Genomic DNA, 24300 nt, shown 5'->3' on the forward strand with positions numbered 1-24300 from the left:
TCCAGCCGTCCCTCTCGGTCCGAGCGCCGACGGATCACCGGCGCGGCCGTCGCCCACCCTAGACGAGACGACTCGGAGGCGGCTGCGGCCCCTCCGGCGGCGTGAGCGGGGCGTTCAGCGCGGGCTCGAGCAGTCGCTGGAACAGCACGTGGTCCTGCCACTCGCCCGCGATCCGGAGGTAGCGGCGGGCGATGCCGATGCGCTCGAACCCGTTGCGCTCGAGCACCGTCTGCGAGCCGACGTTGTGCAGGAGGGTCCCCGCCTGGACGCGGTGCAGACCCAGCTCGCCGTCGGCGATCCCCATCGCCTCGCCGACCGCGCGGGTCATCGTCCCCCGCCCCTCGAGGCGGGCGTCGAGCCAGTAGCCCATCTCGGCGCTCTCGAAGGCGCCGCGGAGGATGTTCGACAGGGTGATCCGCCCGACGATCTCCTCGCCCTGCACGAGGACGAGGGGCAGCACGCTGCCGGAGCGGTGGGCGAACAGCGAGTCGGCGATGGCGTCCGTCTGCCCACCCGGCTCGAAGAACCGGGCCGAGCGCAGCGGCTCCCACGGAGCGAGGTGGCGACGGTTCCGGCGGTAGGCCGCTGAGAGCGCCGGTCCGTCCTCTCGGGCGACGAGGCGGAGCACCGTGCTCTCGTCGAGGCGGATCGGAGCGGGCACGTCCCGAGGGTAGTCCGCGCGGCCGCCCGTGCAGAACCTCGAGGCGAGCCGCCGGCGTGGGTGGCCGTCAACGACGGAACCCCGGCCGAGGGCCGGGGTTCCAGGTGGTGGGCGATACTGGGATCGAACCAGTGACCTCTTCCGTGTCAGGGAAGCGCGCTACCGCTGCGCCAATCGCCCGTTGCTCCGCGAGGAGCGCCTCGTTCGTCGGAACGATCGAGGTGGATACGGGATTCGAACCCGTGTATACGGCTTTGCAGGCCGCTGCCTCGCCTCTCGGCCAATCCACCGTGTATTGGGTTCGGTGTCGGCGACCCGCGAGGCGAGCCGACCGGGGTGGAGAAGGCCCGGAGGCCCTCTCAGAAACATCGGCCCGGAGGCCGATATTCGAGCGGATGACGAGATTCGAACTCGCGACCCTCACCTTGGCAAGGTGATGCGCTACCGCTGCGCCACATCCGCATGTAGGTCGTATTCAGTTGTCTTCTTCGAGCACTTCCGGATCAGCGTCTTGCCGGACGCTTCCCGGTCTTCGTCTCCCCGGCGCTTTCGCTGCCCGGCTCGACCTAGAAGACTTTATAGGACGGCTGCGCGAGAAACCAAATCGAGCGGACGCGGATCCGGGGGGACGTCGCCGACTTGCCCGTCTTTCCGCCGGAAACCGCCCCGACACGCCCCGTTCACCCGGGCGTGGCGCGCCGCCGTGGTGCTCCGCGCGCTCCGGGATCCGCTAACATCGTCTCTCGGGTCGTCCACAAGACGGCCTCCTGGGCGATTGGCGCAGTTGGTAGCGCGCTTCCTTCACACGGAAGAGGTCATCGGTTCGAGTCCGGTATCGCCCACCCCCACCCCCGGCCCGTGCATCAGCGCGGCACCGGGGGTTTTCTCGTGCCCCTCCCGGGCGTCGCCGTCCCGCTCCGATCCGACCACGAGGTGCCACCCGCCGTGATGGGCCGCTCCCACGCCGTCTCCGCCGCTCTCGCCTGGTCGGTGGCCACCTCCGTGCCGGCGATCGCCGGTCCGCTCGGAGTCGCGGACCTGCCGCTCGACATCCGTCTCGTCGGTCTCGGGGTCGCCGCGGGCTGGGCGCTCGCCCCCGATGCCGATCACGCCCGCGCGACCATCTCCCGCTCCGCACCGGGAGCGTCGATCCTGACGGCCACCGCCGGACGCATCAGCGGCGGCCACCGCCACGGCATGCACTCGCTGCTCGCCATCGCCGTGGTCTGGTACCTCGTGCCGGTCCTGACGGCGGTGCGCTTCCCGCTCCCTCCGCTGGGCACCGTGTCCCTGGCGGCGCTGCTGACGCTCCCCGCGCTCGCCTTCGCGGCGAAGGCCACCAGGACCGCCCGGTCCTGGCCGCTCGCCTGGGCCGTCGCAGCAGTGGTCAGCGGGCTCCTGATCGGCCTCGCCGACGGCAGCTGGGCCTGGCTGCGCGTGGCGGCCACCCTGGGCTACTTCGTGCACATCGCGGGCGACGCCCTGACCACGGAGGGGATCAACTGGCTCTGGCCGCTGCGCATCCGGGCGCCCCGGGCGGTGCGCCGCATCCCGGTCCTCCGGCGGCTCTGGACCTCGGGCGGCTACGCCGCGCTGCCGGTCCTCGGCTCCGCCGGCTCGTGGCGCGAGACGATCCTGTACTGGCTGATGTCGGCCGCGACGACGGTGCTGACCGCCGCGCTGCTCGTCTCGGAGCTCCTGCCCGCTTGACGCGTCAGAAGACCTTCCCCGGGTTCATGATCCCCAGCGGGTCGAACACCGCCTTGATCCCCCGCTGCAGCGCCGTCGAGTCCTCCCCCAGCTCCTCCTCGAGCCATCGCCGCTTGAGGAGCCCCACGCCGTGCTCGCCGGTCAGGGTGCCTCCGAGCGACACCGCCGTGCGGAAGAGCTCGGCGGCCGCCTCCCAGATCTCCTCCCCGACCTCGTGCGCACCCGCGGGCAGCACGAAGTTCGGGTGCAGGTTGCCGTCGCCCGCGTGGGCGACCGTGGGGATCGACAGTCCGGTCCGCTGCTCGATGCCCCGGATCGCCGCGAACATCGCCGGCAGCGCGGAGCGGGGCACGCAGACGTCCTCGATCAGCACCTCGCCCTCGGCCTCCAGTGCGGGATGGAACGCACGGCGCACGGCGAGCAGCGCCTCCCCGGCGGCCCGGTCCTCCGTGGACTCCGCGTCGCCGCCCGCATCCAGGACGATCCGGAGGATCCGCTCAGCCTCGTCGCGGGCTCCCCCGCCGTCGGTCTGCACGAGGAGGTAGGCCGCACCGCGGTCGAGCACCGTGCCCGTGTAGCGGCCGATCGCGGCGAGCGCGGCCTCGTCCATCAGCTCCATCACAGCCGGTCGGAGCCGCGCAGCGGTCACGGCCGCGGCGGCCGCTGCGGCGGCGACCACGCTCGGGAAGTACGCCCCGATCGTCACGACCGGCCCCTGCGGGAGGGGACGCAGCTTCACGGTGGCCTCGACGATCACGCCGAGCGTCCCCTCCGACCCGGTCAGCAGCGCGGTGAGGTCGTAGCCGGTCACGCCCTTGACGCTGCGCCGCCCGGTGCGCACCAGCCGCCCGTCCGGCAGCACCACCGCCAGTCCGAGCACCGCCTCCCGCGTCACCCCGTACTTCGCGCAGAGCAGACCCCCGGCGTTGGTGGCGATGTTGCCGCCGATGCTCGAGATCGCCTTGCTCGCGGGATCGGGCGAGAAGACCAGCCCGTCGGCGGCGACGGCGTCCGAGAGCGCCTGGTTGATCACGCCCGGCTCCACGACGGCCAGCTCGTCCTCGAGCGAGATCTCGAGGATCCGGTCCATGCGCGCGGTCGAGAGCACGATCGCGCCGCTCGTGGCGACGGCGCCGGCGGCCAGCCCTGTGCCGGCTCCCCGCGGGACGACCGGCACGCGGTGCGCGGTCGCGAGGCGCAGCACGGCCTGGACGTCCTCGACGGAGCGCGCGAGCACCAGCGCGAGCGCGCGCTCCCCCGTGGTGAAGCCCGACTTGTCGGTGTGCACCGCCTCGAAGTCCGGTCCGGCGACGACGAGCGCCTCGCCGACGGCGTCCTGCAGTCCGCGCAGGATCTCGGTGCTGTCCATGGTCCACTCCGTGCCGTCGCGGTCGATCCTCTCGATCCTTCCACGCGGGAGGGGCAGGATGGCGGGATGACCAGGTGCCCGCGATGACCGCCCCGACGAGCGCCGGCCTCCTCCTGCACCGCACCGGCCCGGAGGGTCTCGAGGTGTTCCTCGGACGGATGGGCGGACCGCTGTGGACGAGGCGTCCGCGCGCGTGGTCGATCCCGAAGGGCCTGTACACGGAGGAGGAGGCGCCGCTGGACGCGGCGAGACGCGAGTTCGAGGAGGAGATCGGCGTCCCCGCTCCCGACCTCGACTACCGTCTCCTCGGCGCGTTCCGGCAGTCCTCCGGCAAGATCGTCACGGTGTTCGCGGGCGCAGGGGGCGACGACGTGCGCTTCGTCGCGAGCAACGCCTTCGAACTCGAGTGGCCGCGCGGCTCGGGAGTCGTCCGCGAGTACCCCGAGATCGCGACGGCTCGCTGGATGAGCGCAGCCGAGGCGCGGAGCGGGATCGTCGCCGGTCAGCTGCCGGTCCTCGACGCGCTCGAGGCGGGACTCTCGGGCGGCTCGCCGTCGTCGTAGCCGGCAGCCGGCACGCCGGCCCGGGAGGAGACGCGACTGCCGCGCCTCAGTCGGCGGTCGCGTAGACCCGGAGCGCCAGTCGCACGATCCGCACCGACGCCTCCTCGTAGCCGTCGCGCTCACCGTCGAAGACCTCGGTCTCACCGTCGTGCGCCCAGCCCGGGTCCTCGCCGTCCGGTCGGCGCACCGAGATCGTCAGCCGGTCGGTCGAGTAGGACTCCACGACGGGAGCGCGCCAGCCGGGCACCCGCCCGACGATCGGAGTCGCGGTGCGGCCGAGCACGAGCGAGATCGCGCCGCGGGTGCGCGGCCGACGACCCGAGTGCAGGATGCGAACGTCCAGCTGCCCGTCGTCGAGGCGGCGACGCGCGAGGGGGGTCGCCGTGCGCGGGTGCTCCTGATTGACGCCGACGAAGAAGGACCACACCAGCTCGCTCCGCCCGTCGCGCCGCAACTCGAACGGGTCGGTGCCGCGCACCACCCGCAGCGCGGCGAGCACCGCCGAGACGGGCTTGCCGAGCACCTTCTCGTGCTTCTCGCGCGCGGCGACGAACTCCGGGTAGACGCCGACCGAGACCGTGTTCAGCACCGTCACCGGCTCGGAGTCGCCCGCGACGACCTCCGCCACGTCCACGTCCCGTCGCTCGCCGTGCGCGGCCGCGTCGAAGGCGTCCTCGATCGTCAGCAGCCCCAGTGCCTTCGCGAAGTGGTTCATGGTGCCGCCGGGCAGCACCAGCAGCGTCATCCCCTCGGCCCGTGCGAGCGCGGCGCCGACCGACATCGTCCCGTCGCCGCCGTAGACGCCGAGCACCTCCGGGGGAGATCCACCCGCCCGCGCCGCCCGCACGACGTCGGCGAGCTCCTCCCCGTCCGCCAGGCGGTGGATCCGGGCCTTCGGGAAGCGCTCGAGGATCATCGGCTCCGGATCGGGCCGGTGGGAGTCGCGACCCGAGCCCGGGTTCAGCACCACGAGCAGTGACGCGCCGTCGCCGAGCGGCCGGGTGTCGACCGGGGGCAGCGTCGCTCGCTCCGAGACCGGGACGTGCCGCGGGGTCGCCGGCACCAGCACCCGGCCCAGGGTCGCGACCACCGCGCCGAGCGCGGCACCGCCGAGCACGTCCGACAGCCAGTGCACGCCCACGTGCAGTCGCGAGAAGGCCACCGCGGCGGCCAGCGGAGCGACCGCCGCGCCGACCTTCGGGTTCTCGAGAGCCACGCCCGCGGCGAAGGCGGCGGCGCTCGCCGCATGACCGGACGGGAACGACGGGGACGTGGGCACGCGGGCGAGCCTGCGGCCCACGGGCACGTCGACGACCAGCGGGCGGACGCCGCCGAAGACGCGCTTGCCGATCAGGTTCGCCGCCGCACTCGCGGCGCTCAGCGAGAGCACGCCGCGCGCCGCCTCCCGCGGGCGGCCGGCGGCCAGCAGCACCGCGCCGAGAGCGAACCACAGCACGCCGTGATCGGCGGCACGGGAGAGCCCCACGAGGGCGCCGTCGAGGGCCGGGGAGGCGCGTCGAGCGTTCAACCGCCGCGCTGCGCGGGCGTCAGCGCGACGGACCGCCCGCGGCAGCGCCGTGAGGCGGCGGAGGAGGACGATCGGGGGTCGGGTTCCGCGCAGGGCCATGGCCACAGCCTAGGAGCCGCGACCTGGCGGAGCGCCGGTGCGTCAGACCTCGCCGAAGCCCGACTCGACCAGGTCGCCGAGTCGTCGCACGGCCTCGTCGGCCTGGGAGCCCGTCGCCGAGATCACGACCTCGTCCCCCCGGTTCAAGCCCAGCGACATCACGCCGAGCAGGCTGGTCGCATCCTTGCCGTTCGCGTCGATGCGCGCGTCGAACGCGCTCGCCAGCGTGACGAACTCGGCGGCCGGCCGCGCGTGCAGCCCGTTCGGGTTGATCAGCACGACGCTGCGCCGGACCTGCGCCACCGCGAGCGGCTCCTGGGGGGCGGACGCCGCCTCTCCCCGAGCCGACTCGGCGGCCCGCACGACGTCGTCGAGCGAGGCGCCGGTCTCGGCCGCCACCGCCGCCGCCACCGCGCCCTCGACGAGCGGAGCGTCGACCAGGCGCGCGCGGTCCCGCGCGTCGTCGTCCAGGAACTCCAGCGCCGTCTCGGCCGTCATGATCGCCGACCCGAGATCGCAGAGCACCACGGCGCCCTCGCCCGAGTCCGCCTCGGCGAGAGCCGCCGTGATCCGATCGAAGCTGGTGCCGATCCCGCCGTCGTCCGTGCCGCCCGCGGCGATGAGCGCGACGGAGGGCGCCATCTGCGCCGCGAGCTCCGCCAGTCCCTCCGCGAGCCGTGCGCTGTGCGAGACGAGGACGAGCCCGACGCTCATGCCGCCGCCTCGGCCGCCGCGCGCAGCAGCAGCACGGTCGACACGCTCCCCGGATCGCGGTGCCCGATGGCCCGCTCCCCCAGGTAGCTGGCCCTGCCCTTGCGGGCGACGAGCGGATCGGTCGACTCCGCTCCGCCCTGCGCCGCGTCCGCCGCAGCGCTCAGCACCGCGGCCGGTGCGGCACCCGCGGAGACGGCGGCCTCTGCGGCCTCCACAGCCGGGATCCACGCGTCGACCATCGTCTTGTCCCCCGCCTCCGCCTTGCCCCGGAGCACGATCCCGTCGCGCGCGGCGGTCAGCAGCGCCACCAGCGCAGGCCCGTCCAGCTGCTCGAGACCGGCGACCGCTGCCGAGGCCTTGAAGAACGCCGTCCCGAACAGCGGACCGGAGGCGCCGCCCACCGTCGAGATCAGCGTCGTCGCGACCAGCTTGAGCACCTCGGCGGGAGTCGCCCCGCCGCCCGCGGTGTCGAGCTTCGCGACCACCGCCTGGAATCCGCGATCCATGTTCTCGCCGTGATCGCCGTCGCCGATCGCCCGATCGAGCGTGATCAGCTCCACGCGGTGCTGCGCGATCGACTCCGCCGCTGCCCGCACCCACGCGAGTGCCCACTCGGCGTCGAGCGCCGTCCGTCCGTCCTGCATCGTTCCCTCTCCTGCGACCGCTCCCGCGGCCGTCGTGTCGTGTGCGGCCCGAGCGCCGTCCTCGTCGATCAGCGACCCCAGCGCAGCGCGGCCGTCTCGACCGGGGCGTCCCAGAGCTCGGTCATCGCCGAATCGAGCTTCAGCACGCTCAGCGAGAAGCCCTGCATCTCGAGCGACGTGACGTAGTTGCCGACGAGGCTGCGCGTCACCTCGATGCCCTTCTCCGCGAGCACCTCCGCGGCACGGCGGTACGCGATGTAGAGCTCGATCTGCGGCGTGCCGCCCATGCCGTTCACGAAGAGCAGCACGCTGTCGCCGGAGGAGAAGGGCAGGTCCTCGAGGATCGGGCCGAGGATGCGGTCCACGATCCGGTCCGCCGGCTCGAGCGCGATCTTCTCGCGGCCCGGCTCGCCGTGGATCCCGATCCCGATCTCGATCTCGTCCTCACCCAGCTCGAAGCTCGGCTCGCCCGCGTGCGGCACGATGCAGGGCGAGAGCGCGACTCCCATCGACCGCACGTTCGCGTTCACGGCCTCGGCGATCGCCGCGACTTCGTCGAGCGAGTCGCCGCGCTCGGCGGCCGCGCCCGCGATCTTCTCGACGAGGACCGTGCCCGCCACCCCACGGCGCCCGGCCGTGTAGAGCGAGTCCTTGACCGCCACGTCGTCGTCGATGACGACCGAGCGGACCTCGACGCCCTCCGCCGCCGCGAGGTCGGCCGCGGTCTCGAAGTTCAGCACGTCGCCGGTGTAGTTCTTCACGAGGTGGAGCACGCCTGCACCGCCGTCGACCGCCTGCGTCGCCGCCACGATCGGATCGGGAGTGGGCGAGGTGAAGACGGCGCCGGGCACCGCGGCATCGAGCATCCCGTACCCGACGAATCCAGCGTGCAGCGGCTCGTGGCCGCTGCCCCCGCCGCTGACGATCCCGACCTTCCCCGCTCGCGGCGCGCCGACGCGCACGACGAACAGCGGGTCCGCCTGGACCCGGACGAGATCGGCGTGGGCGAGGCCGAAACCGGCCACGGACTCGGCGACGACATTCTTGGGGTCGTTGATGAGCTTCTTCATCGAGGTCTCCTCCAGGGTCCGACCACCACTCGCGGACCGGGGCGATCCGGCTCGGGGTGGATCGCGGTCCGCTCCGTCGCGGACAGCGCTCCCACGTTACGCCCTGACGCCCTGCGCGGGCAGGGCCGTCCGTGCCCTCGCGTCGGTCGCGGCGCCGAGTCGGTCCTGCCGTCGCGTCAGTCCTGCCGACGCGTCTCCGCGACCCAGGCGTCGAGCTTGGCCGTGGCGGCACCGGAGTCGACCGCGTCGGCCGCCCGCTCCATGGCGCTCCGGAAGCGATCGAGGATCGCCGTCTGGATCAGCGACGGATCCCGCGCGAGATCGAACGCGATGAGCCCGGCCGCCGCATTCAGCAGCACGATGTCGCGCACCGGACCGCTGTCGCCCGCGAGCACCGACCGGACCACCTGCGCGTTGTACGCGGCGTCCTTCCCGCGGAGCTGGTCGATGCTCGCGCGGCGCAGGCCCAGATCGCGGGGATCGAGGTCGTGCTCGACGACGAGCCCGCGCGACACCTCCCAGATGTGGCTGTGCCCCGTGGTCGTCAGCTCGTCGAGCCCGTCGTCGCCGCGGAACACGAGCGCGGTCGCCCCGCGGGTCTGGAACACGCCGACGAACAGCGGCACGCGGTCGAGGTGCGCCACGCCGACGGCGGACGCCTCCGGTCGCGCCGGATTGCACAGCGGCCCGAGGAAGTTGAAGACGGTCGGGATCCCGAGCTCGGCCCGCACCGGGCCCGCGTGCCGGAAGCCGGGGTGGAACATCGCCGCGAAGACGAACGCGATGCCGGTGCGCCGGAACGCCTCGGCCACGCGCTCGGCCGACAGGCTCAGGTCGACGCCGAGGGCGCCGAGCACGTCGGAGGAGCCGGAGGACGACGAGGCCGCCCGGTTCCCGTGCTTGATCACCGGAGTGCCGGCGGCCGCCGCGATGATCGACGCGGTCGAGGAGATGTTGACGGTGCCGAAGCGGTCGCCGCCCGTCCCTACGATGTCCAGCGCCATCGGATCCACGTCCAGCGGGACCGCGTGCTCGAGGATCGCGTCGCGGAAGCCGACGATCTCGTCGACCGTCTCGCCCTTCGCCCTCAGCGCCACCAGGAGCCCCGCCAGCTGCGCCGGCGTGGCCTCGCCCCGCATCACCTGCTCCATCGCCCAGGTCGCCTCCGAGACGCTGAGATCGGAGGATTCGAGGAGAGCGCTGAGAATCCGCGGCCAGGACAGGGTTTCCGACATGGCACTCAGATTATCCGGGTACGAACGGCATACGGGAAGTGCGAATCACCCCTCCGGGCATCGTCCATAATGGTCTGTGTGACGAGCAGCACTCTTACCCCCACGGCCACCGCGCCCGTAGTGAACCGACCCAACCCGGTCGCGGTCGGAACGATCGTCTGGCTGGGCAGCGAGGTCATGTTCTTCGCGGGCCTGTTCGCGATCTACTTCACCCTCCGCAGCACCTCCCCGGAGCTGTGGGAGGCCGAGACGAGCATCCTCAACGTGCCGTTCGCGAGCGTCAACACGGTGATCCTCGTCGCCTCGTCGTTCACGTGCCAGTTCGGCGTGTTCGCGGCCGAGCGGCTCCAGGCGCGCTCCACCGGGCTCAGCCCGTTCAAGTGGGGCATGGTCGAGTGGTTCTTCCTCACCTACGCGCTCGGCGCGATCTTCGTCTGCGGCCAGGTCTTCGAGTACGCAACCCTCGTCTCCGAGGGTGTGAGCCTGTCGAGCAACGCCTACGGCTCCGCGTTCTACATCACCACCGGCTTCCACGCCCTGCACGTCACCGGCGGGCTCATCGCCTTCCTCCTCGTCATCGGCCGCGCGTTCGCGGTCAAGAACTTCGGTCACAAGGAGGCGACGAGCGCCATCGTCGTCTCGTACTACTGGCACTTCGTCGACGTCGTCTGGGTCGGCCTCTTCGTGGTCATCTACTTCCTCAAGTGATGGGTGCCGACCCGATGAACCCCTCCACCCCCGATCCCCGCAGGAAGGTTGCCTCGATGGCCTCCCCGAAGACGAAGAGCCGCGCCAAGAAGGGTCGCCGACACCCCCTGGCCACGCTGGCACTGATCGCCATCGGCCTCGGACTCACCGGCGGCACCTACGCGGCCGTCGGCGTCGCCACCTCGGCCTCCGCAGAGACGTCCGCCAACAGCCAGCAGACGATCGACGAGGGCTCGAAGCTCTTCGCCGCCAACTGCGCGACCTGCCACGGCCTCGACGCCGCGGGCACCGACAACGCGCCGTCGCTCATCGGCGTCGGCGCCGCCTCGGTCGACTTCCAGGTCGGCACGGGCCGCATGCCCATGCAGATGCACGGTCCGCAGGCGCTCGAGAAGCCGGTGCAGTTCACCGACGAGCAGGTCGCCGAGCTGGCCGCCTACGTCGCCTCCCTCGCGCCCGGCCCCGCCATCCCGACCGGGGAGGTCCTCGACGGCAACGGCGACACCGCCAGCGGTGCCGAGCTCTTCCGCATCAACTGCGCGATGTGCCACAACGTCGCCGGAGCCGGCGGCGCGCTGACCGAGGGCAAGTTCGCTCCCCCGCTGGGCGGCGTGACCGAGGCGCACATCTACGAGGCGATGGTCACCGGCCCGCAGAACATGCCGGTCTTCAACGACCTCAACATCTCGCCCGAGGACAAGCGCGACATCATCTCGTACCTCAAGTACATCGAGGCCAACCCGTCCCCGGGCGGATTCGCGCTCGGCTCCCTCGGGCCGGTCGCGGAGGGCCTCTTCCTCTGGATCTTCGGCCTCGGCGCCATCGTCGCGCTCACGGTGTGGATCACCGCCCGATCGAACTAGTGAACATCCGCGCCCTGACGGGCGTGACAACCCCCACGGCTCCGACCGGAGCCGATAGGCGTGAAAAGGAGAACCATGGCAGAGCACGATGAGGGTGGCACGGACCTCGCCACCTCGTCGGCCACCGGGCACGGTTCGGCTCCGGCCGGCACCGCGGTCGTCACACGGGGCCGGGTCCAGGACCCGGGACTCCCGCCGCACCGCCCCCGGATGACCGATCTCGACCCCAAGGTCGAGAAGCGTGCCGAGCGCACGGTGTACACGCTCTTCTACCTCTCCTTCGCGGGATCCCTGTTCGCGGTCGCCGCGTACATGGCCTTCCCCATCACGGAGGAGATCGAGTCCGTCCGCCTGAACACGCTGTTCATCGGTCTGGGCATGTCCCTCGCCCTGCTCGCGATCGGCATCGCCGCTGTCCACTGGGGCAAGCAGCTGATGTCCGACCACGAGGGCATCGACATCCGCCACCCGGTCCGCTCCTCGGAGGACACCCGGGCCCGCGCCCTCGAGATCTTCGACCAGTCCGACAAGGAGTCCGGCTTCGGCCGCCGCTCCGTCATCCGGAACAGCCTGATCGCCTCTCTGGTCGTCTTCCCGCTGCCGGCGGTGATCCTGTTCCGCGGCCTCGGCCCGCAGGACCAGAACCCCGTCGCCCTCCTCAAGACCACCATGTGGAAGGAGGGCACCCGGCTCACGCTGGATCCCTCCGGTGCCCCGATCCTCGCATCGGACGTCACCCTGGGCTCCGCCTTCCACGTCATCCCCGAAGGCCTCGAGCAGGTCGAGGGCAAGCTCGAGGAGAAGGCCAAGGCCTCCGTCCTCCTGATGCGCCTGAAGCCCGAGGACCTCGTCGTCAGCGAGGGTCGCGAGACCTGGAACTACGACGGAATCGTCGCCTATTCGAAGATCTGCACGCACGTCGGCTGCCCTGTGGCGCTGTACGAGCAGCAGACCCACCACCTGCTGTGCCCGTGCCACCAGTCGCAGTTCGACATCAAGCACGAGGCTGCCGTCATCTTCGGCCCGGCGAAGCGCCCGCTTCCGCAGCTGCCCATCACCGTCGACGACGAGGGCTATCTGGTCGCGCAGAGCGACTTCACGGAGCCCGTCGGACCGTCCTTCTGGGAGCGATGACTCACATGTCCACCACCACACCGTCACGACCCTCGTCGTCGCCCCAGGGCAACGACGACGGCGTCATCCTCGGCAGCGGCAAGCTGCAGAAGGGCTACGTCGGAGCAGCGTCGAACTACATCGACGAGCGGACGAGCATCTCGGCCGTCGTCAAGGAGTTCGGCCGCAAGATCTTCCCCGACCACTGGTCCTTCCTCCTCGGCGAGGTCGCGCTCTACAGCTTCGTCATCATCCTGCTGTCGGGCACGTTCCTCACCTTCTTCTTCCAGGCGTCCATGGTCGAGACGCACTACGAGGGCAGCTACCTCCCGATGAAGGGCATCGAGATGTCCGCGGCGATGGCCTCGTCGCTCGACATCTCCTTCGACATCCGCGGCGGCCTGCTGATGCGCCAGATCCACCACTGGGCGGCGCTGCTGTTCGTGGCCTCGATCGGCCTCCACATGCTGCGCATCTTCTTCACCGGTGCGTTCCGCAAGCCGCGCGAGCTCAACTGGGTCATCGGCTTCGTCCTCTTCATCCTCGCGATGGCCGAGGGCTTCACCGGCTACTCCCTCCCCGACGACCTGCTGTCGGGCAACGGCCTCCGCATCATCGACGGCATGGTCAAGGGCATCCCGGTCGTCGGCACCTGGATCTCGTTCCTCCTCTTCGGTGGGGAGTTCCCGGGCACCGACATCGTCGGCCGCCTGTACACCCTGCACATCCTGCTGCTGCCGGCCCTCGTGCTCGCGTTCATCGCCCTGCACCTCGTGTTCGTGGTCGTCCACAAGCACACCCAGTTCCCCGGTGCGGGCAAGACAGAGCAGAACGTCGTCGGCTACCCGGTGCTCCCGGTCTACGCGGCGAAGGCCGGTGGATTCTTCTTCATCGTCTTCGGTGTCGTCGTCCTCATCGCGTCGCTCTTCACGATCAACCCGATCTGGAACTACGGCCCCTACGACCCCTCGCCCGTGTCCGCCGGCACCCAGCCCGACTGGTACATCGGCTTCGCGGACGGCGCCCTGCGCCTCGTCCCGCCGGGACTCGAGTGGGCCATCCCGGGACTCGGCACGCTGTCGTTCAACATCCTCATCCCGCTCGTCGGCCTGGGCCTGTTCATCGTCGCGGTCATGCTCTACCCGTTCCTCGAAGCGTGGATCACGGGTGACAAGCGCGAGCACCACCTGCTCGACCGCCCGCGCAACGCCGCGACCCGCACTGCGATCGGTGCCGCCGGAGTCACGTTCTACGCGGTCCTCTGGGCTGCTGCGTCCTCCGACATCATCGCCACGCACTTCCACCTCACGATGGAGGGCGTCATCCACGCCCTGCAGTTCTGCCTGATAGTCGGCCCCTTCGTCGCGTACTTCATCACGAAGCGCATCTGCCTCGCCCTGCAGAAGAAGGACCGCGAGATCGCCCTGCACGGCTTCGAGTCCGGCCGCATCGTCCGCCTCCCCGGCGGCGAGTTCATCGAGGTGCACCAGCAGCTCGACGAGTACGAGCGCTGGAAGCTGGTCAGCCAGGACGAGTACGAGCCGCTGATGATCCGCCCGAACTCGCGTGGACGCATCACCGCTCCGCAGCGCGTGCGTGCCGGTCTCTCCCGTTGGTTCTTTGAGGACCGCATCACCCCCGTCACCCAGAAGGAGCTCGAGAGCTCGCACAGCGAGCACTGACCTCTTTTCTCCCCGAGGGGCCCGGACGATCCGTCGTCCGGGCCCTTCGTCGTTCTCTCGGACGTACTCCGCGCCGCTCCCCCGCTGCCGTGCACAGCCGGTCGAGAGGACACTGTGCGACGTCTGCGTGACGTCTCGCGTGACGTGGTCGCTGCCGCTGCCGCGGGTGCAGAGTCCGCGCGGCCCGAGCCGCCGGAGCCGAGGACGGTGTTCCCGGTGATGCGCTCAGCCGACCGGCGAGAGCCGGCCGTCGCCGTGCAGATCGGTAGCGGACGGAGGCGGTCTGCTGGTGCCGACGTCGCGATGGAGGCGCCCGCGCTGGGATGCGGCTCGTGTCGAGGAGCCGACTCGGAGTCGGCCCGATCCTTACGCGACACGGGCATCCGCCGGGCCGGTCGGTTCAGAGTGGCACTGCCGCTGCAGAGGTCCGGAGATCGACGGCGTCCGGAGAACGCTCGGCCGCCGTCGAGTCGCTGAAGACCAGGGAAGCCCGGGGTCGGAACGGCTCAGGGCGTGCTCGAGCCACCCAGCGGCTTCGAGAGGCCTGGGTCAACCTGCCGTGATCCAGGGAGAGCGAGCGGAGGCGCGGACCGGCCCCAGGGCCGCAGGGAGCCACCGGCGGGGCTGTGAACGGTCCGGTGGACGTGGCCGTCACTGCTGCTGCGGCGCGCGCGGAGCCGGCAGTCCCGAGCACCGGAGCGCCGCGATTTCCGATCGCGGAACGTCGGCTGAGAACAGGCGCTGTCGGCTGTCAGGCGACAGCCTCACGCACCGCGGATCTTCTGCACGCCCTCCGCCACTCCGCGCCGCCGGGGTCCCGGTCGACCCTGAGTGCGTGCAGGCCTGATCGGCACAGCGAAAGGGCCGGGTGCCGCGAGCTCTCGCTCACGTGCACCCGGCCCTCGGCCGGATCCGTCCGCCTAGCGGGCGAAGTATCCGCGGTAGTACTCGTAGACCCAGCCCGTGATCGCGATCAGGAAGATGCCGGCCGCGATGTAGGTGATCCAGATGCCGACGGCGAGACCGAGGAACGCCAGAGCGGCGGCACCGCCGAGGATCAGCGGCCACCAGCTCCAGGGGCTGAAGAAGCCGAGCTCCGGGTCCCCGTCGTCGATGTCGGCGTCGAGACGGTCCTCGGGCAGTTCGGCGCCCTGCGCCTTGTGCACGCGACCGACGTAGAACGCGATGAATGCACCCAGCACGGCCGAGAGGGTGATGCCGACGGTCCCGACCCACTCCACCTGCTCGGTGTCGATGAGCGACCAGACGGTGTACGCGACGGCCGCGAGGAGGAAGAAGCCGGCCAGGAGCCAGAACAGATTGACGTTGGCGCGCATGGCCCTACTTCACCGTGCCTTCGGACTTGTCGTACGTGGGGGCGTCCGGAGCGTCCTTCGCCGGACCGATTCCGACGGGGATGCCGGCCTCGGGGTGGTTCAGGTCGAAGGCCGGAGCCTCGCTGCGGATGCGCGGGATGGACGTGAAGTTGTGGCGGGGCGGAGGGCACGAGGTGGCCCACTCGAGCGAGCGCGAGAAGCCCCACGGGTCGTTCACGGTGACCTTCGGCGCCTTGCGGGCCGTGATGTACACGTTGAGGAAGAACGGGATCAGCGAGACCGCGAGGATCATCGCTCCGATCGTCGACAGCTGGTTCATCCAGGTGAAGCCGTCCTCGGGGAGGTAGCTCGCGTAGCGGCGGGGCATGCCCACGACGCCGAGCCAGTGCTGGATGAGGAACGTGGTGTGGAAGCCGATGAACAGCAGCCAGAAGTGCCACTTGCCCAGCGTCTCGTTCAGCATCTTGCCGGTCCACTTGGGCCACCAGAAGTAGAAGCCCGAGAACATCGCGAACACGACGGTGCCGAACACGACGTAGTGGAAGTGGGCGACCACGAAGTACGAGTCGGACACGTGGAAGTCGAGCGGCGGGGACGCGAGGATGACGCCGGTGAGGCCACCGAAGGTGAAGGTGATCAGGAAGCCGATCGCCCAGATCATCGGGGTCTCGAAGGTCACCGATCCGCGCCACATGGTGCCGATCCAGTTGAAGATCTTCACGCCGGTCGGGACCGCGATGAGCATCGTCATCAGCGAGAAGAACGGCAGGAGCACCGAGCCGGTGACGTACATGTGGTGCGCCCAGACCGTGACGGACAGCGCCGCGATGGCGATGGTCGCATAGATCAGCGTCTTGTAGCCGAAGATCGGCTTACGGCTGAAGACCGGGAAGACCTCGGACACGATGCCGAAGAACGGCAGCGCGATGATGTACACCTCGGGGTGGCCGAAGAACCAGAACAGGTGCTGCCAGAGCAGGACGCCGCCGTTGGCCGCGTCGTAGATGTGGGCGTCGAAGACGCGGTCGGCACCGAGGGCGAACATCGCCGCGGCGAGGACCGGGAAGGCCAGCAGCACGAGGATCGACGTCACGAGGATGTTCCAGGTGAAGATCGGCATGCGGAACATGGTCATGCCCGGAGCGCGCATCGTGATGATCGTGGTGATGAAGTTCACCGCGCCGAGGATCGTGCCGAAGCCGGACAGGCCCAGGCCGAAGACCCAGAGATTGCCGCCCAGCCCTGGCGAGAACGTCGTGCTCGACAACGGCGCGTAGGCGAACCATCCGAACGAGGCGGCGCCCTGCGGGGTCACGAAGCCGGCGACCGCGATGAGCGAGCCGAAGCTGTAGAGCCAGTAGGCGAAGGCGTTCAGTCGCGGGAAGGCGACATCGGGGGCGCCGATCTGCAGCGGCATCAGGACGTTGGCGAAGCCGGCGAACAGCGGCGTCGCGAACATCAGCAGCATGATCGTGCCGTGCATGGTGAAGAGCTGGTTGTACTGCTCGCGCGTCTCGACGACGGCCAGGCCCGGCTGGAAGAGCTGGGCGCGGATCACCAGCGCCATCACCCCTGCGATGCAGAAGTAGATGAACGACGTGATCAGGTACATGTACCCGATGACCTTGTGGTCGGTGGACGTCATCCAGCGAACGAGGACGTTCGCCTTGCGCTCGACGGGCGGAGTGCCGAAGGTGCGGGACGACGGGGCGGGTGCGGTGGCGGTGCTCATGCTCCCCTACTCCTCGTTCTCGGTGCGGACCGGCGCACCGGTTCCGGGAAGGTTGCTGTTGCGGTCGTACTCCGCGCCGAGCTGGCCGGTCTGGCCCGCGTCGCGCAGCGACTGGATGTAGGCGTCGTACGTGTCTCGGTCGACGACCTCGACGTTGAAGAGCATCGCGGAGTGGTACTCGCCGCAGAGCTCGGCGCACTTGCCGGCGTACGTGCCCTCCTTGAGCGGCGTGACGTACATGTAGTTCGTCTTGCCGGGGATCATGTCCTTCTTGTAGAGGAAGTCGACGACCCAGAAGGAGTGGATGACGTCGCGGGCGTCGAGCTGGATCTTGATCTTCTCGCCGACGGGCAGGTAGAGGGTGGGCACCTCGGACTCGACGAGCGAGCCGTTGGCGTCGCCGTCGGAGGACTCGTACTGGCCCTGGATGCCGGCGGAGTACACGTCCTCGTCGACGTAGTTGAAGTCCCACGCCCACTGCTTGCCGTAGACCTGGATGGTCTCGTCGGGGTTCTCGTAGGGCTCCTCGATCGCCGCCTGATCGCGGGCGGTGAAGGCGAAGAAGCCGATCACCAGGATCAGCGGCACGATCGTGTAGAAGATCTCGATCGGCATGTTGTAGCGCAGCTGCACCGGGAGGCCCGTCTGGCCCTTCCGGCGGCGGTACACGACGACGGCCCAGATCGTGAGCCCCCACGTGACGACGCCGACGGCGAGGAGGACGATCCAGGAGGTGACCCAGAGCCCGATGACCCGGTCGACGTGGTTCGTCGTGCCGGGTTCGGTGGGGAGCCAGCCCTGGAGCTGCTCCTGCGTGCAGCCCGCGAGAACGAGGGCGAGGGCTCCTGCAACGGGGGCAGCGACCCATCTGCGGAGACGGCGATTGAAGCGCACCGGTGACCTTTCGGAAGACTGGGGACCAGTTCACACGAAACTGTATTAGACCGGCTCCAGCCTACCTTCCCCGTCGGGACCGGAGTGCACCGCCGGCCGCTCTTGACCTCCGGGGCCGGGGGTGCGAAGGACGACGGACGGCGCCCGACCGCCCGCTTCTGCGAGCCGTCGGACGCCGTCCGGGAGGTGCTGGTGCGGCGTGTCGCCGCCTCCGATCAGTGGAAGCTGTCGCCGCAGGCGCAGCTGCCGCCGGCGTTGGGGTTGTCGATGGTGAACCCCTGCTTCTGGATGGTGTCCTCGAAATCGATCGAGGCGCCGTCGAGGTACGGGACGCTCATCTTGTCGACGACGAGGCCGACGCCCTCGAACTCGACCGCCGCGTCGCCCTCGAGGGTGCGCTCGTCGAAGTAGAGCTGGTAGATGAGGCCCGAGCAGCCGCCGGGCTGGACGGCGACGCGCAGGCGCAGGTCGTCGCGACCCTCCTGCTCGAGGAGGCTCTTGACCTTCGCGGCGGCGACGGGGGTCATCGAGACGCCGTGCGCGGTCTTCTGGTCGACGGTCGATGTCGTGTCGGACATGTCACTCCTCGAGGGGATCGGTGCGGTGATGACGGCGTGGCGTCGGGGGGACGGCGTGCTGCCGTCGGTGATGCCACACGATTCTACGGTGGCAACTCCCCCGTGGAGCCGGGTATTCCGGATCCGTGCGGGCGCGTCAGCCGCGGTGCGCCGCCGCGCGCAGCAGGAAGAGCGCCTCCGCCTGGGCCGCCCGCTTGAAGACGCCGAGGTGGAGGGACTCGTTGGGGCTGTGCGCGCGCGAGTCGGGGTCCTCCACGCCGGTCACCAGGATCTGCGCGGCCGGGAACTCGCGGACGAGGTCCGCGATGAAGGGGATGCTGCCGCCCGCGCTCGTCTCCAGCGCGTCGCGGCCCCACGCGTCCGCCATCGCCTGCTTCACCAGGCCCACGGCCCAGCCCGAGGTGTCGACGAGGAAGGGCTCCCCCGTGTCGACGTCGTCGATCTCGAGGTGCGCGCCGAACGGAGCGTGCCTGCGCAGGTGGCGCTCGAGCGCGGCGAAGCCCTCGGGCGCCTCCTGCCCGGGCGCGATGCGCGCGCTGATCTTGACCCGGACGGAGGGGCTGAGGGTGTTCGAGGCGTCCACGACGCTCGGGGCGTCGATCCCGGTCACCGTGATCGACGGCTTGGACCAGATGCGCGAGAGGAAGGGGCCGGAGCCGATCGGCGAGACGCCGTCGAGCAGGCCGGCGTCGCGGCGGAGGTCGCCCTCGCTGATCTCGGGGACGGCGCCGTCGTGCTCGCGCAGACCGTCGACGGCGACCGAGCCGTCCTCGTTCCAGAGCGTGGAGAGCAGGCGCACCGTCGCGAGCATCGCATCGGGGACCGCTCCGCCGAGCATGCCGGAGTGGGAGGCGTGCTCCAGCGTCCGGACGGTGAGCGTGAAGGTGACGTTGCCGCGCAGGCCCACGGTCAGGGACGGAGTGTCCACGTTCCAGTTGTCGCTGTCGGCGACGACGATGACATCGGCGCGCAGGGCGTCGTGGTGCTCGCGGAGGAAGGTCGGGAACGACCGCGAGCCGAACTCCTCCTCGCCCTCGATGAAGAGCACGAGGCCGAGGTCGTGGTCGTCACCGGCCACTTCGCGCAGTGCGCGGACGGCGGCGAGGTGGGACACCACTCCGGCCTTGTCGTCGGCCGCGCCGCGACCGTAGAGGCGGTCGCCGCGCACGGTCGGCTCGAACGGAGGGGTCTCCCAGGCGGACTCGGCGCCCTGCGGCTGGACGTCGTGGTGGGCGTAGAGGAGGACCGTGGGAGCGCCGTTGCGCGCGGCACGGGTGGCGAGGACTGCCGGCTGTCCGAGGACTCCCGAGTCGCCGATCGTCGACCGGCGGATCGACACGTCCTCGAAGACCCCGGTCTCGCGGGCGAGCTCGGCGATCGCCTCGGCGCTCGCCGCCACCCGGGTGGCGTCGAAGCCGTCCCACGAGACGGAGGGGATGCGGACGAGGCGCCCGAGCTCCGCGAGCGAGCGCGGCAGGTCGTCGCGGACGGCGGCCAGGACCGCCTCCTCGGCTGCTGGGAGAGTGGACGTCGGAGTCGGAGCGTCGTGGGCCATGCAGGTAATCTTAAGAGACCCTCGATTCCAAGGACGTTCACCGTGGCCAAGCACCCGATCGCAACCGACACGCCCGACGACGCCGACTCGGCCCCGTCGACCGGCAAGGGGCGGCCGACGCCGACCCGGCGCGAGCGCGAGCTCGCCAACCAGCGTCCGCTCGTGACGACCGATCGCAAGCAGGCCGCGCGCGACGCCCGTGAGAAGGCCGCCGTGGCGCGCGAGCAGGCTCGGATCGGCCTCGCCGCCGGGGACCAGCGCTATCTGCCGCTGCGCGACAAGGGCCCGCAGCGCAAGTTCGTGCGGGACTGGGTCGACGCGCGCTTCAGCCTCGGCGAGTTCCTCATCCCCGTGATGGTCGTGGTCCTGCTGCTGAGCTTCTTCCCGCAGCCCGAGCTCCAGTACGTCACCCTCATCGTCCTCTGGGCGTTCTTCCTCGTCGCCGTGCTCGACTGCGTTCTGCTCGGCATGCGCATGCGGAAGAAGCTCGGGGAGCGCTACGGAGCCGACAAGGTCGAGAAAGGCATCCGCTGGTACGCCGCGATGCGCGCCCTCCAGCTCCGCGTCATGCGCCTCCCGAAGCCCCAGGTGAAGCGCGGGCAGTTCCCGGAGTGAGCGCTGCGCGCTCACTCCGGGAGACGCGTGCTCATTTGCTCGGCTACCGCCTCGCCGCGGTCGGCTGAGTGGGCGGTCGCGTTTCGGGGAGCGTCTCGCCTCCGACTAGGTCGATCCGCTGGCACGCGGATCGACCGTTCGTCTTTTCGCGCCCGAGTGGTGCGGTGACTCGGCCTCCGGACGGGGAGTGACGACGGAGCGACGAGCTTCGTGGCGGTCGTCGCTCCCTCCGACCGGGATGCCGTCGCTTTCCTGATCTCCACCGTCTCCTCCATCGAAGCGATGGAGCCGTCGGGCGGCTGCCCTTTGCTTTCCTCGCAGCCCCTCCGACATCTGTCGACTTCGAGGTCGCGTTCACGGTCGAAACCCGAGAGCAGAACTCTGCGGAGCACTTCACATGTCCAATCGATCGCCACAGTTCAGTTTTCGGCAAGGCGATTCCCTGGAGGCGAACGGGTGATTCGCGTGTCAGCGAATCGACCTAGCCGAACGCAGGACGCTCTGCAGGAGGCGACCGCCTCGAGAAGCCGACTGCGCGAGCCGGGCGGGGACCGGCTCGGGATCAGCACCGCGGGCAGGGGCCGGTTCGGGGATCAGCACCGCGGGCAGGGACCGGCACGGGATCAGCGCAGCGCGCGATTCAATCGCGCAGCCCACAGGGGGCCCTCGTAGATGAAGGCGGTGTAGCCCTGGACGAGCGTGGCTCCGGCGGCGAGACGCTCCTGCACGTCGGCGGCGGTCTCGACACCTCCGACCGAGATGACGCAGAACTCCGCGGGGACGACGGCGCGGATCACACGGAGGACGGCGAGCGAGCGGGCGGCGAGCGGGGCACCCGAGAGCCCGCCGGCACCGGCGGCGTCGACGATGGAGGCGGCGGTGTCGAGGCCCTCGCGGGAGAGCGTCGTGTTCGTGGCGATCACGCCGTCGAGCCCGAGGCGCACGGCGAGCTCGGCGACGCGGGCGACCTCGTCGTCGGAGAGGTCGGGGGCGATCTTCACGAGCAGCGGAGTCGTGTCGGCCGCGTCCTTCACCGCGGCGAGCAGCGGCTCCAGCTTGTCGATCTCCTGCAGGCCGCGCAGACCGGGGGTGTTCGGCGAGCTCACGTTGACGACGAGGTAGTCGGCGAGAGGCGCCAGCATGCGGGCGCTGATCAGGTAGTCCTCGATCGCGTCGTCGACGTCGACCGCGCGGCTCTTGCCGATGTTGACGCCGATGACCGGACGCCCACGGACCCCGCGGAGTCGGGCCAGTCGACCGGCGGCCGCACGCGCTCCGTGGTTGTTGAAGCCCATCCGGTTGACGACGGCGCGGTCCGCGACGAGGCGGAAGAGGCGCGGTCGGTCGTTGCCGGGCTGGGGGCGGGCCGTGATCGTGCCCACCTCCACGTGCCCGAAGCCCAGCGCGCCCAGACCGAGGACGGCCGTGGCGTCCTTGTCGAAGCCGGCGGCGACTCCGAACGGCGTGGCGAACCGCAGCCCGAGGGTCTCGACCGATGCGTCGTGCTTCGGCATCGTGAAGCGGCGCGCAAGAGGAGCGACGAGGGCGAGGCCTCGGATGACCGGGAAGGCGAGGTGGTGCGCGCGCTCCGGATCGATGCGCCGCAGGACGGTGCGGAACAGCAGCGGGTAGAGGGCGGCCATCAGAGCTCCTCGACGTCCCGCGCGGCCCCGGTGCGCTCGGCGCGCAGGAGGGTGATGGCGGAGTCGAAGTCGTCGAGCGAGTCGAAGGCCTGGTAGACGCTCGCGAAGCGCAGGTAGGCGACCTCGTCGAGCTCGCGCAGCGGCGCGAGGATCGCGAGACCGATGTCGTTCGCGTCGATCTGCGAGGCGCCGGTGGAGCGGATGCTCTCCTCCACCCGCTGGGCGAGCACCGCGAGATCGGAGTCCGTGACGGGGCGGCCCTGGCACGCCTTCCGCACACCGCTGACGATCTTCTCGCGACTGAACGGCTCGACGACTCCGCTTCGCTTGATCACCACGAGGCTGGCGGTCTCGGTGGTCGAGAAGCGGCGGCCGCACGAGGGGCACTGGCGCCGACGGCGGATCGAGAGGCCGTCGTCGCTGGTGCGGGAGTCGATCACCCGGGAGTCGGGGTGCCGGCAGAACGGGCAGAACATCGCAGGGTGCCTCTCGGGTCAGGCGAAGCGCGCGTCGACGGCGTCGCCGTGCGCGGGGAGCGCCTCGGCGTCGCTGAGCGCGCGGATGTGCGGGGCGACGCGCGTGAGGGCGCCGCGGTCGTAGCTGATGAGCTGCTGCGGGCGCAGGAACGTGTAGGCGCCGAGACCGGAGGAGAAGCGCGCCTGCCCCATCGTGGGCAGCACGTGGTTGGATCCGGCCAGGTAGTCGCCGAGGCTGACCGGCGACGTCGGACCGAGGAAGATCGCGCCCGCGTCGTGGATGAGTTCGGCGGTCGCCTCGGGGTCGCTCGTGTGCAGCTCGAGGTGCTCGGGGCCGTAGGCGTCGCTGAAGGCGCAGGCGGTCTCGAGGTCGTCCACGATGACGAGTGCCGACTGAGGACCGTCGAGCGCGATCGCCACACGCGCCGAGTGGTGGGTCGTCGCGGCCTGACGCTCGACCTCCGCGCCGACCGCGCGGGCCAGCTCGGCGTCGTCGGTGACCAGCACGGCCGAGGCCGCCTCGTCGTGCTCGGCCTGGCTGACCAGGTCGGCCGCGATCAGCCGGGGGTCGCCGGTGGAGTCGGCGATGACCAGGATCTCCGTGGGGCCGGCCTCGGAGTCGATCCCGACCTGGCCGAGCACCTGGCGCTTCGCGGTCGTGACCCAGATGTTGCCGGGTCCGGTGATCATGCCGACGGGCTCGAGGCCGATCGACTCGACACCGTAGGCCAGAGCGGCGACGGCGCCCGCGCCTCCTGCGGCATAGACCTCGTCGACGCCGAGCAGACCGGCTGCCGCGAGGATCGTCGGGTGGACGGCGCCGCCGAACGCCTTCTGCGGCGGGGAGACGATCGCGATGGACTCGACGCCCGCGGCCTGGGCCGGGACGACGTTCATGACGACGCTCGAGGGGTACACGGCCTTGCCGCCGGGCACGTAGAGGCCGGCGCGGGCGACCGGAGTCCAGCGCTGGACCACGGTCGCGCCGTCGTCGAGCACGGTGGTGCGCTCCGGCGGGATCTGCGCGGCGCTCGCGCGGCGCACCCGGGAGATCGCCTCGTCGAGAGCGGAGCGGATGGCCGGATCGAGGTCGCGGACGGCGGCCGCGATGTGCTCGGCCGGCACCCGGATGTGCGGCTGGCGGACGCCGTCGAGTCGCTCGGACTGGTCGAGGAGCGCCTCGGCGCCGCGGGCTCGGACGTCGGCGATGAGCTCGGCGACGATCGGTCCGACGTCGGCGGAGGTGCCCGGGTTGCGCGGCACGAGGGCGAGCAGCTCGGCGGCGGAGGGACGACGGCCGCGGAGGTCGAGAGTCTGGATCATGGCCGCCCCAGTCTACCGGCCGCCCCCGCCGCCCTCCGGCGCCGCGGGCCCGCTCCGCTCGGGCTGCGGCCGGTCGCCCGGCACATCGCGCCGATCATCAGCCGGGAGCGAGCACGGCACTGTCGTCTCGACCCGCACGATCGGGTCTCCTCGAATCCGCTCCGCGGGTGCAAGGGTCTCGATACGCC

Annotated in this window: 22 protein-coding genes and 4 tRNA genes; 8 read left to right on the forward strand and 18 right to left on the reverse strand. The window is 70.8% G+C overall.

Translation table 11 applies throughout. The features are described from left to right. Positions 1 to 58: 58 nt before the first annotated feature. The 4 genes from ASF46_RS09455 to ASF46_RS09470 all read right to left on the reverse strand — a co-directional run bounded on the left by ASF46_RS09455 (position 59) and on the right by ASF46_RS09470 (position 1123). The gene (locus ASF46_RS09455; protein WP_200919674.1) at positions 59 to 661 is read right to left on the reverse strand and encodes a GNAT family N-acetyltransferase; all 603 of its coding nucleotides are present in this window, start codon (positions 659 to 661) and stop codon (positions 59 to 61) included. Positions 662 to 766: 105 nt separating this feature from the next. Continuing rightward, a tRNA-Val gene (locus ASF46_RS09460) sits at positions 767 to 841 on the reverse strand. A gap of 39 nt (positions 842 to 880) precedes the next feature. Then, positions 881 to 951, reverse strand: a tRNA-Cys gene (locus tag ASF46_RS09465). Between the two features lie 100 nt (positions 952 to 1051). After that, positions 1052 to 1123, reverse strand: a tRNA-Gly gene (locus ASF46_RS09470). A gap of 307 nt (positions 1124 to 1430) precedes the next feature. Here ASF46_RS09470 and ASF46_RS09475 point away from each other — a divergent pair. Beyond that, positions 1431 to 1503: transfer RNA gene (locus tag ASF46_RS09475), tRNA-Val, on the forward strand. A gap of 46 nt (positions 1504 to 1549) precedes the next feature. Then, positions 1550 to 2371 carry a metal-dependent hydrolase gene (locus tag ASF46_RS09480; protein ID WP_157602318.1) on the forward strand — a complete coding sequence of 274 codons (822 nt, stop codon included), beginning with the start codon at positions 1550 to 1552 and terminating at the stop codon, positions 2369 to 2371. Positions 2372 to 2375: 4 nt separating this feature from the next. Here ASF46_RS09480 and ASF46_RS09485 read toward each other — a convergent pair whose 3' ends face one another. Beyond that, positions 2376 to 3740, reverse strand: coding sequence for an FAD-binding oxidoreductase (locus tag ASF46_RS09485; RefSeq protein ID WP_056867252.1), 1365 nt, complete (start codon positions 3738 to 3740; stop codon positions 2376 to 2378). Positions 3741 to 3823: 83 nt separating this feature from the next. On the opposite strand from ASF46_RS09485, the gene ASF46_RS09490 reads away from it, so the two are divergent. Next, complete coding sequence (locus ASF46_RS09490) at positions 3824 to 4303, forward strand: NUDIX domain-containing protein (RefSeq protein WP_056867253.1); 480 nt, start codon at positions 3824 to 3826, stop codon at positions 4301 to 4303. 46 nt (positions 4304 to 4349) lie between these two features. Here the strand turns inward: ASF46_RS09490 and ASF46_RS09495 are convergent, their stop codons facing one another. The 5 genes from ASF46_RS09495 to trpD form a co-directional block, all read right to left on the reverse strand. After that, positions 4350 to 5930 (reverse strand): bifunctional phosphatase PAP2/diacylglycerol kinase family protein, encoded by a 1581-nt coding sequence (locus ASF46_RS09495; RefSeq protein ID WP_082485338.1) that lies wholly within the window; start codon positions 5928 to 5930, stop codon positions 4350 to 4352. Between the two features lie 42 nt (positions 5931 to 5972). Then, positions 5973 to 6644, reverse strand: a complete 672-nt coding sequence (gene dhaM / locus ASF46_RS09500; protein ID WP_056867254.1) for a dihydroxyacetone kinase phosphoryl donor subunit DhaM — start codon at positions 6642 to 6644, stop codon at positions 5973 to 5975. Further along, positions 6641 to 7288, reverse strand: coding sequence for a dihydroxyacetone kinase subunit DhaL (dhaL, locus tag ASF46_RS09505; RefSeq protein ID WP_056867255.1), 648 nt, complete (start codon positions 7286 to 7288; stop codon positions 6641 to 6643). Before dhaL ends, dhaM begins: the two co-directional genes overlap by 4 nt. Positions 7289 to 7356: 68 nt before the next feature. Continuing rightward, complete coding sequence (dhaK, locus tag ASF46_RS09510) at positions 7357 to 8358, reverse strand: dihydroxyacetone kinase subunit DhaK (RefSeq protein WP_056867256.1); 1002 nt, start codon at positions 8356 to 8358, stop codon at positions 7357 to 7359. Between the two features lie 176 nt (positions 8359 to 8534). After that, positions 8535 to 9593 (reverse strand): anthranilate phosphoribosyltransferase, encoded by a 1059-nt coding sequence (trpD, locus tag ASF46_RS09515; RefSeq protein ID WP_056867257.1) that lies wholly within the window; start codon positions 9591 to 9593, stop codon positions 8535 to 8537. A 69-nt stretch (positions 9594 to 9662) separates the two neighbouring features. Between trpD and ASF46_RS09520 the strand changes: the two genes are divergently transcribed. The 4 genes from ASF46_RS09520 (at position 9663) to ASF46_RS09535 (ending at position 13959) form a co-directional block, all read left to right on the forward strand. Then, a complete protein-coding gene (locus ASF46_RS09520) occupies positions 9663 to 10301 on the forward strand; it encodes a cytochrome c oxidase subunit 3 (RefSeq protein ID WP_055791679.1) in 639 nt (212 codons plus the stop codon). Between the two features lie 56 nt (positions 10302 to 10357). Continuing rightward, positions 10358 to 11164, forward strand: a complete 807-nt coding sequence (locus ASF46_RS09525; RefSeq protein ID WP_056867258.1) for a c-type cytochrome — start codon at positions 10358 to 10360, stop codon at positions 11162 to 11164. Between the two features lie 75 nt (positions 11165 to 11239). Next, on the forward strand, positions 11240 to 12298 hold the full coding sequence (locus tag ASF46_RS09530) for a ubiquinol-cytochrome c reductase iron-sulfur subunit (protein WP_055791673.1): 1059 nt from the start codon (positions 11240 to 11242) through the stop codon (positions 12296 to 12298). A gap of 5 nt (positions 12299 to 12303) precedes the next feature. After that, positions 12304 to 13959, forward strand: a complete 1656-nt coding sequence (locus ASF46_RS09535) for a cytochrome b (RefSeq protein WP_055791671.1) — start codon at positions 12304 to 12306, stop codon at positions 13957 to 13959. Positions 13960 to 14879: 920 nt separating this feature from the next. Here ASF46_RS09535 and ASF46_RS09540 read toward each other — a convergent pair. From ASF46_RS09540 to ASF46_RS09560, 5 genes are all read right to left on the reverse strand, one after another. Further along, positions 14880 to 15296 carry a cytochrome c oxidase subunit 4 gene (locus ASF46_RS09540; RefSeq protein ID WP_056867259.1) on the reverse strand — a complete coding sequence of 139 codons (417 nt, stop codon included), beginning with the start codon at positions 15294 to 15296 and terminating at the stop codon, positions 14880 to 14882. Positions 15297 to 15300: 4 nt separating this feature from the next. Next, positions 15301 to 17028 (reverse strand): cytochrome c oxidase subunit I, encoded by a 1728-nt coding sequence (gene ctaD, locus ASF46_RS09545; protein WP_055791665.1) that lies wholly within the window; start codon positions 17026 to 17028, stop codon positions 15301 to 15303. Positions 17029 to 17034: 6 nt separating this feature from the next. Beyond that, complete coding sequence (gene coxB, locus ASF46_RS09550) at positions 17035 to 17922, reverse strand: cytochrome c oxidase subunit II (protein WP_056867260.1); 888 nt, start codon at positions 17920 to 17922, stop codon at positions 17035 to 17037. 215 nt (positions 17923 to 18137) lie between these two features. Continuing rightward, positions 18138 to 18500 carry an iron-sulfur cluster insertion protein ErpA gene (gene erpA, locus ASF46_RS09555; RefSeq protein ID WP_056867261.1) on the reverse strand — a complete coding sequence of 121 codons (363 nt, stop codon included), beginning with the start codon at positions 18498 to 18500 and terminating at the stop codon, positions 18138 to 18140. 136 nt (positions 18501 to 18636) lie between these two features. After that, positions 18637 to 20055 (reverse strand): dipeptidase, encoded by a 1419-nt coding sequence (locus tag ASF46_RS09560; RefSeq protein ID WP_056867262.1) that lies wholly within the window; start codon positions 20053 to 20055, stop codon positions 18637 to 18639. A 42-nt stretch (positions 20056 to 20097) separates the two neighbouring features. On the opposite strand from ASF46_RS09560, the gene ASF46_RS09565 reads away from it, so the two are divergent. Further along, complete coding sequence (locus ASF46_RS09565) at positions 20098 to 20670, forward strand: DUF3043 domain-containing protein (RefSeq protein WP_082485339.1); 573 nt, start codon at positions 20098 to 20100, stop codon at positions 20668 to 20670. Between the two features lie 623 nt (positions 20671 to 21293). Here ASF46_RS09565 and ASF46_RS09570 read toward each other — a convergent pair. Genes ASF46_RS09570 through hisD form a run of 3 tightly spaced genes read right to left on the reverse strand, consistent with a single transcriptional unit; the run spans position 21294 to position 24112 of the window. Further along, positions 21294 to 22313: a quinone-dependent dihydroorotate dehydrogenase gene (locus ASF46_RS09570; RefSeq protein ID WP_056867263.1), complete on the reverse strand. Its 1020-nt coding sequence runs from the start codon at positions 22311 to 22313 to the stop codon at positions 21294 to 21296. Continuing rightward, positions 22313 to 22789 (reverse strand): transcriptional regulator NrdR, encoded by a 477-nt coding sequence (gene nrdR, locus ASF46_RS09575; protein ID WP_056867264.1) that lies wholly within the window; start codon positions 22787 to 22789, stop codon positions 22313 to 22315. The genes ASF46_RS09570 and nrdR overlap by 1 nt, the downstream gene beginning before the upstream one ends. An 18-nt stretch (positions 22790 to 22807) precedes the next feature. Next, positions 22808 to 24112 carry a histidinol dehydrogenase gene (hisD, locus tag ASF46_RS09580; protein ID WP_056867265.1) on the reverse strand — a complete coding sequence of 435 codons (1305 nt, stop codon included), beginning with the start codon at positions 24110 to 24112 and terminating at the stop codon, positions 22808 to 22810. Positions 24113 to 24300: the final 188 nt, after the last annotated feature.

Origin of the sequence: Rathayibacter sp. Leaf296 (genome assembly GCF_001423045.1) — a bacterium.
In the GTDB taxonomy this organism is placed as follows: Bacteria; Actinomycetota; Actinomycetes; order Actinomycetales; family Microbacteriaceae; genus Rathayibacter; species Rathayibacter caricis.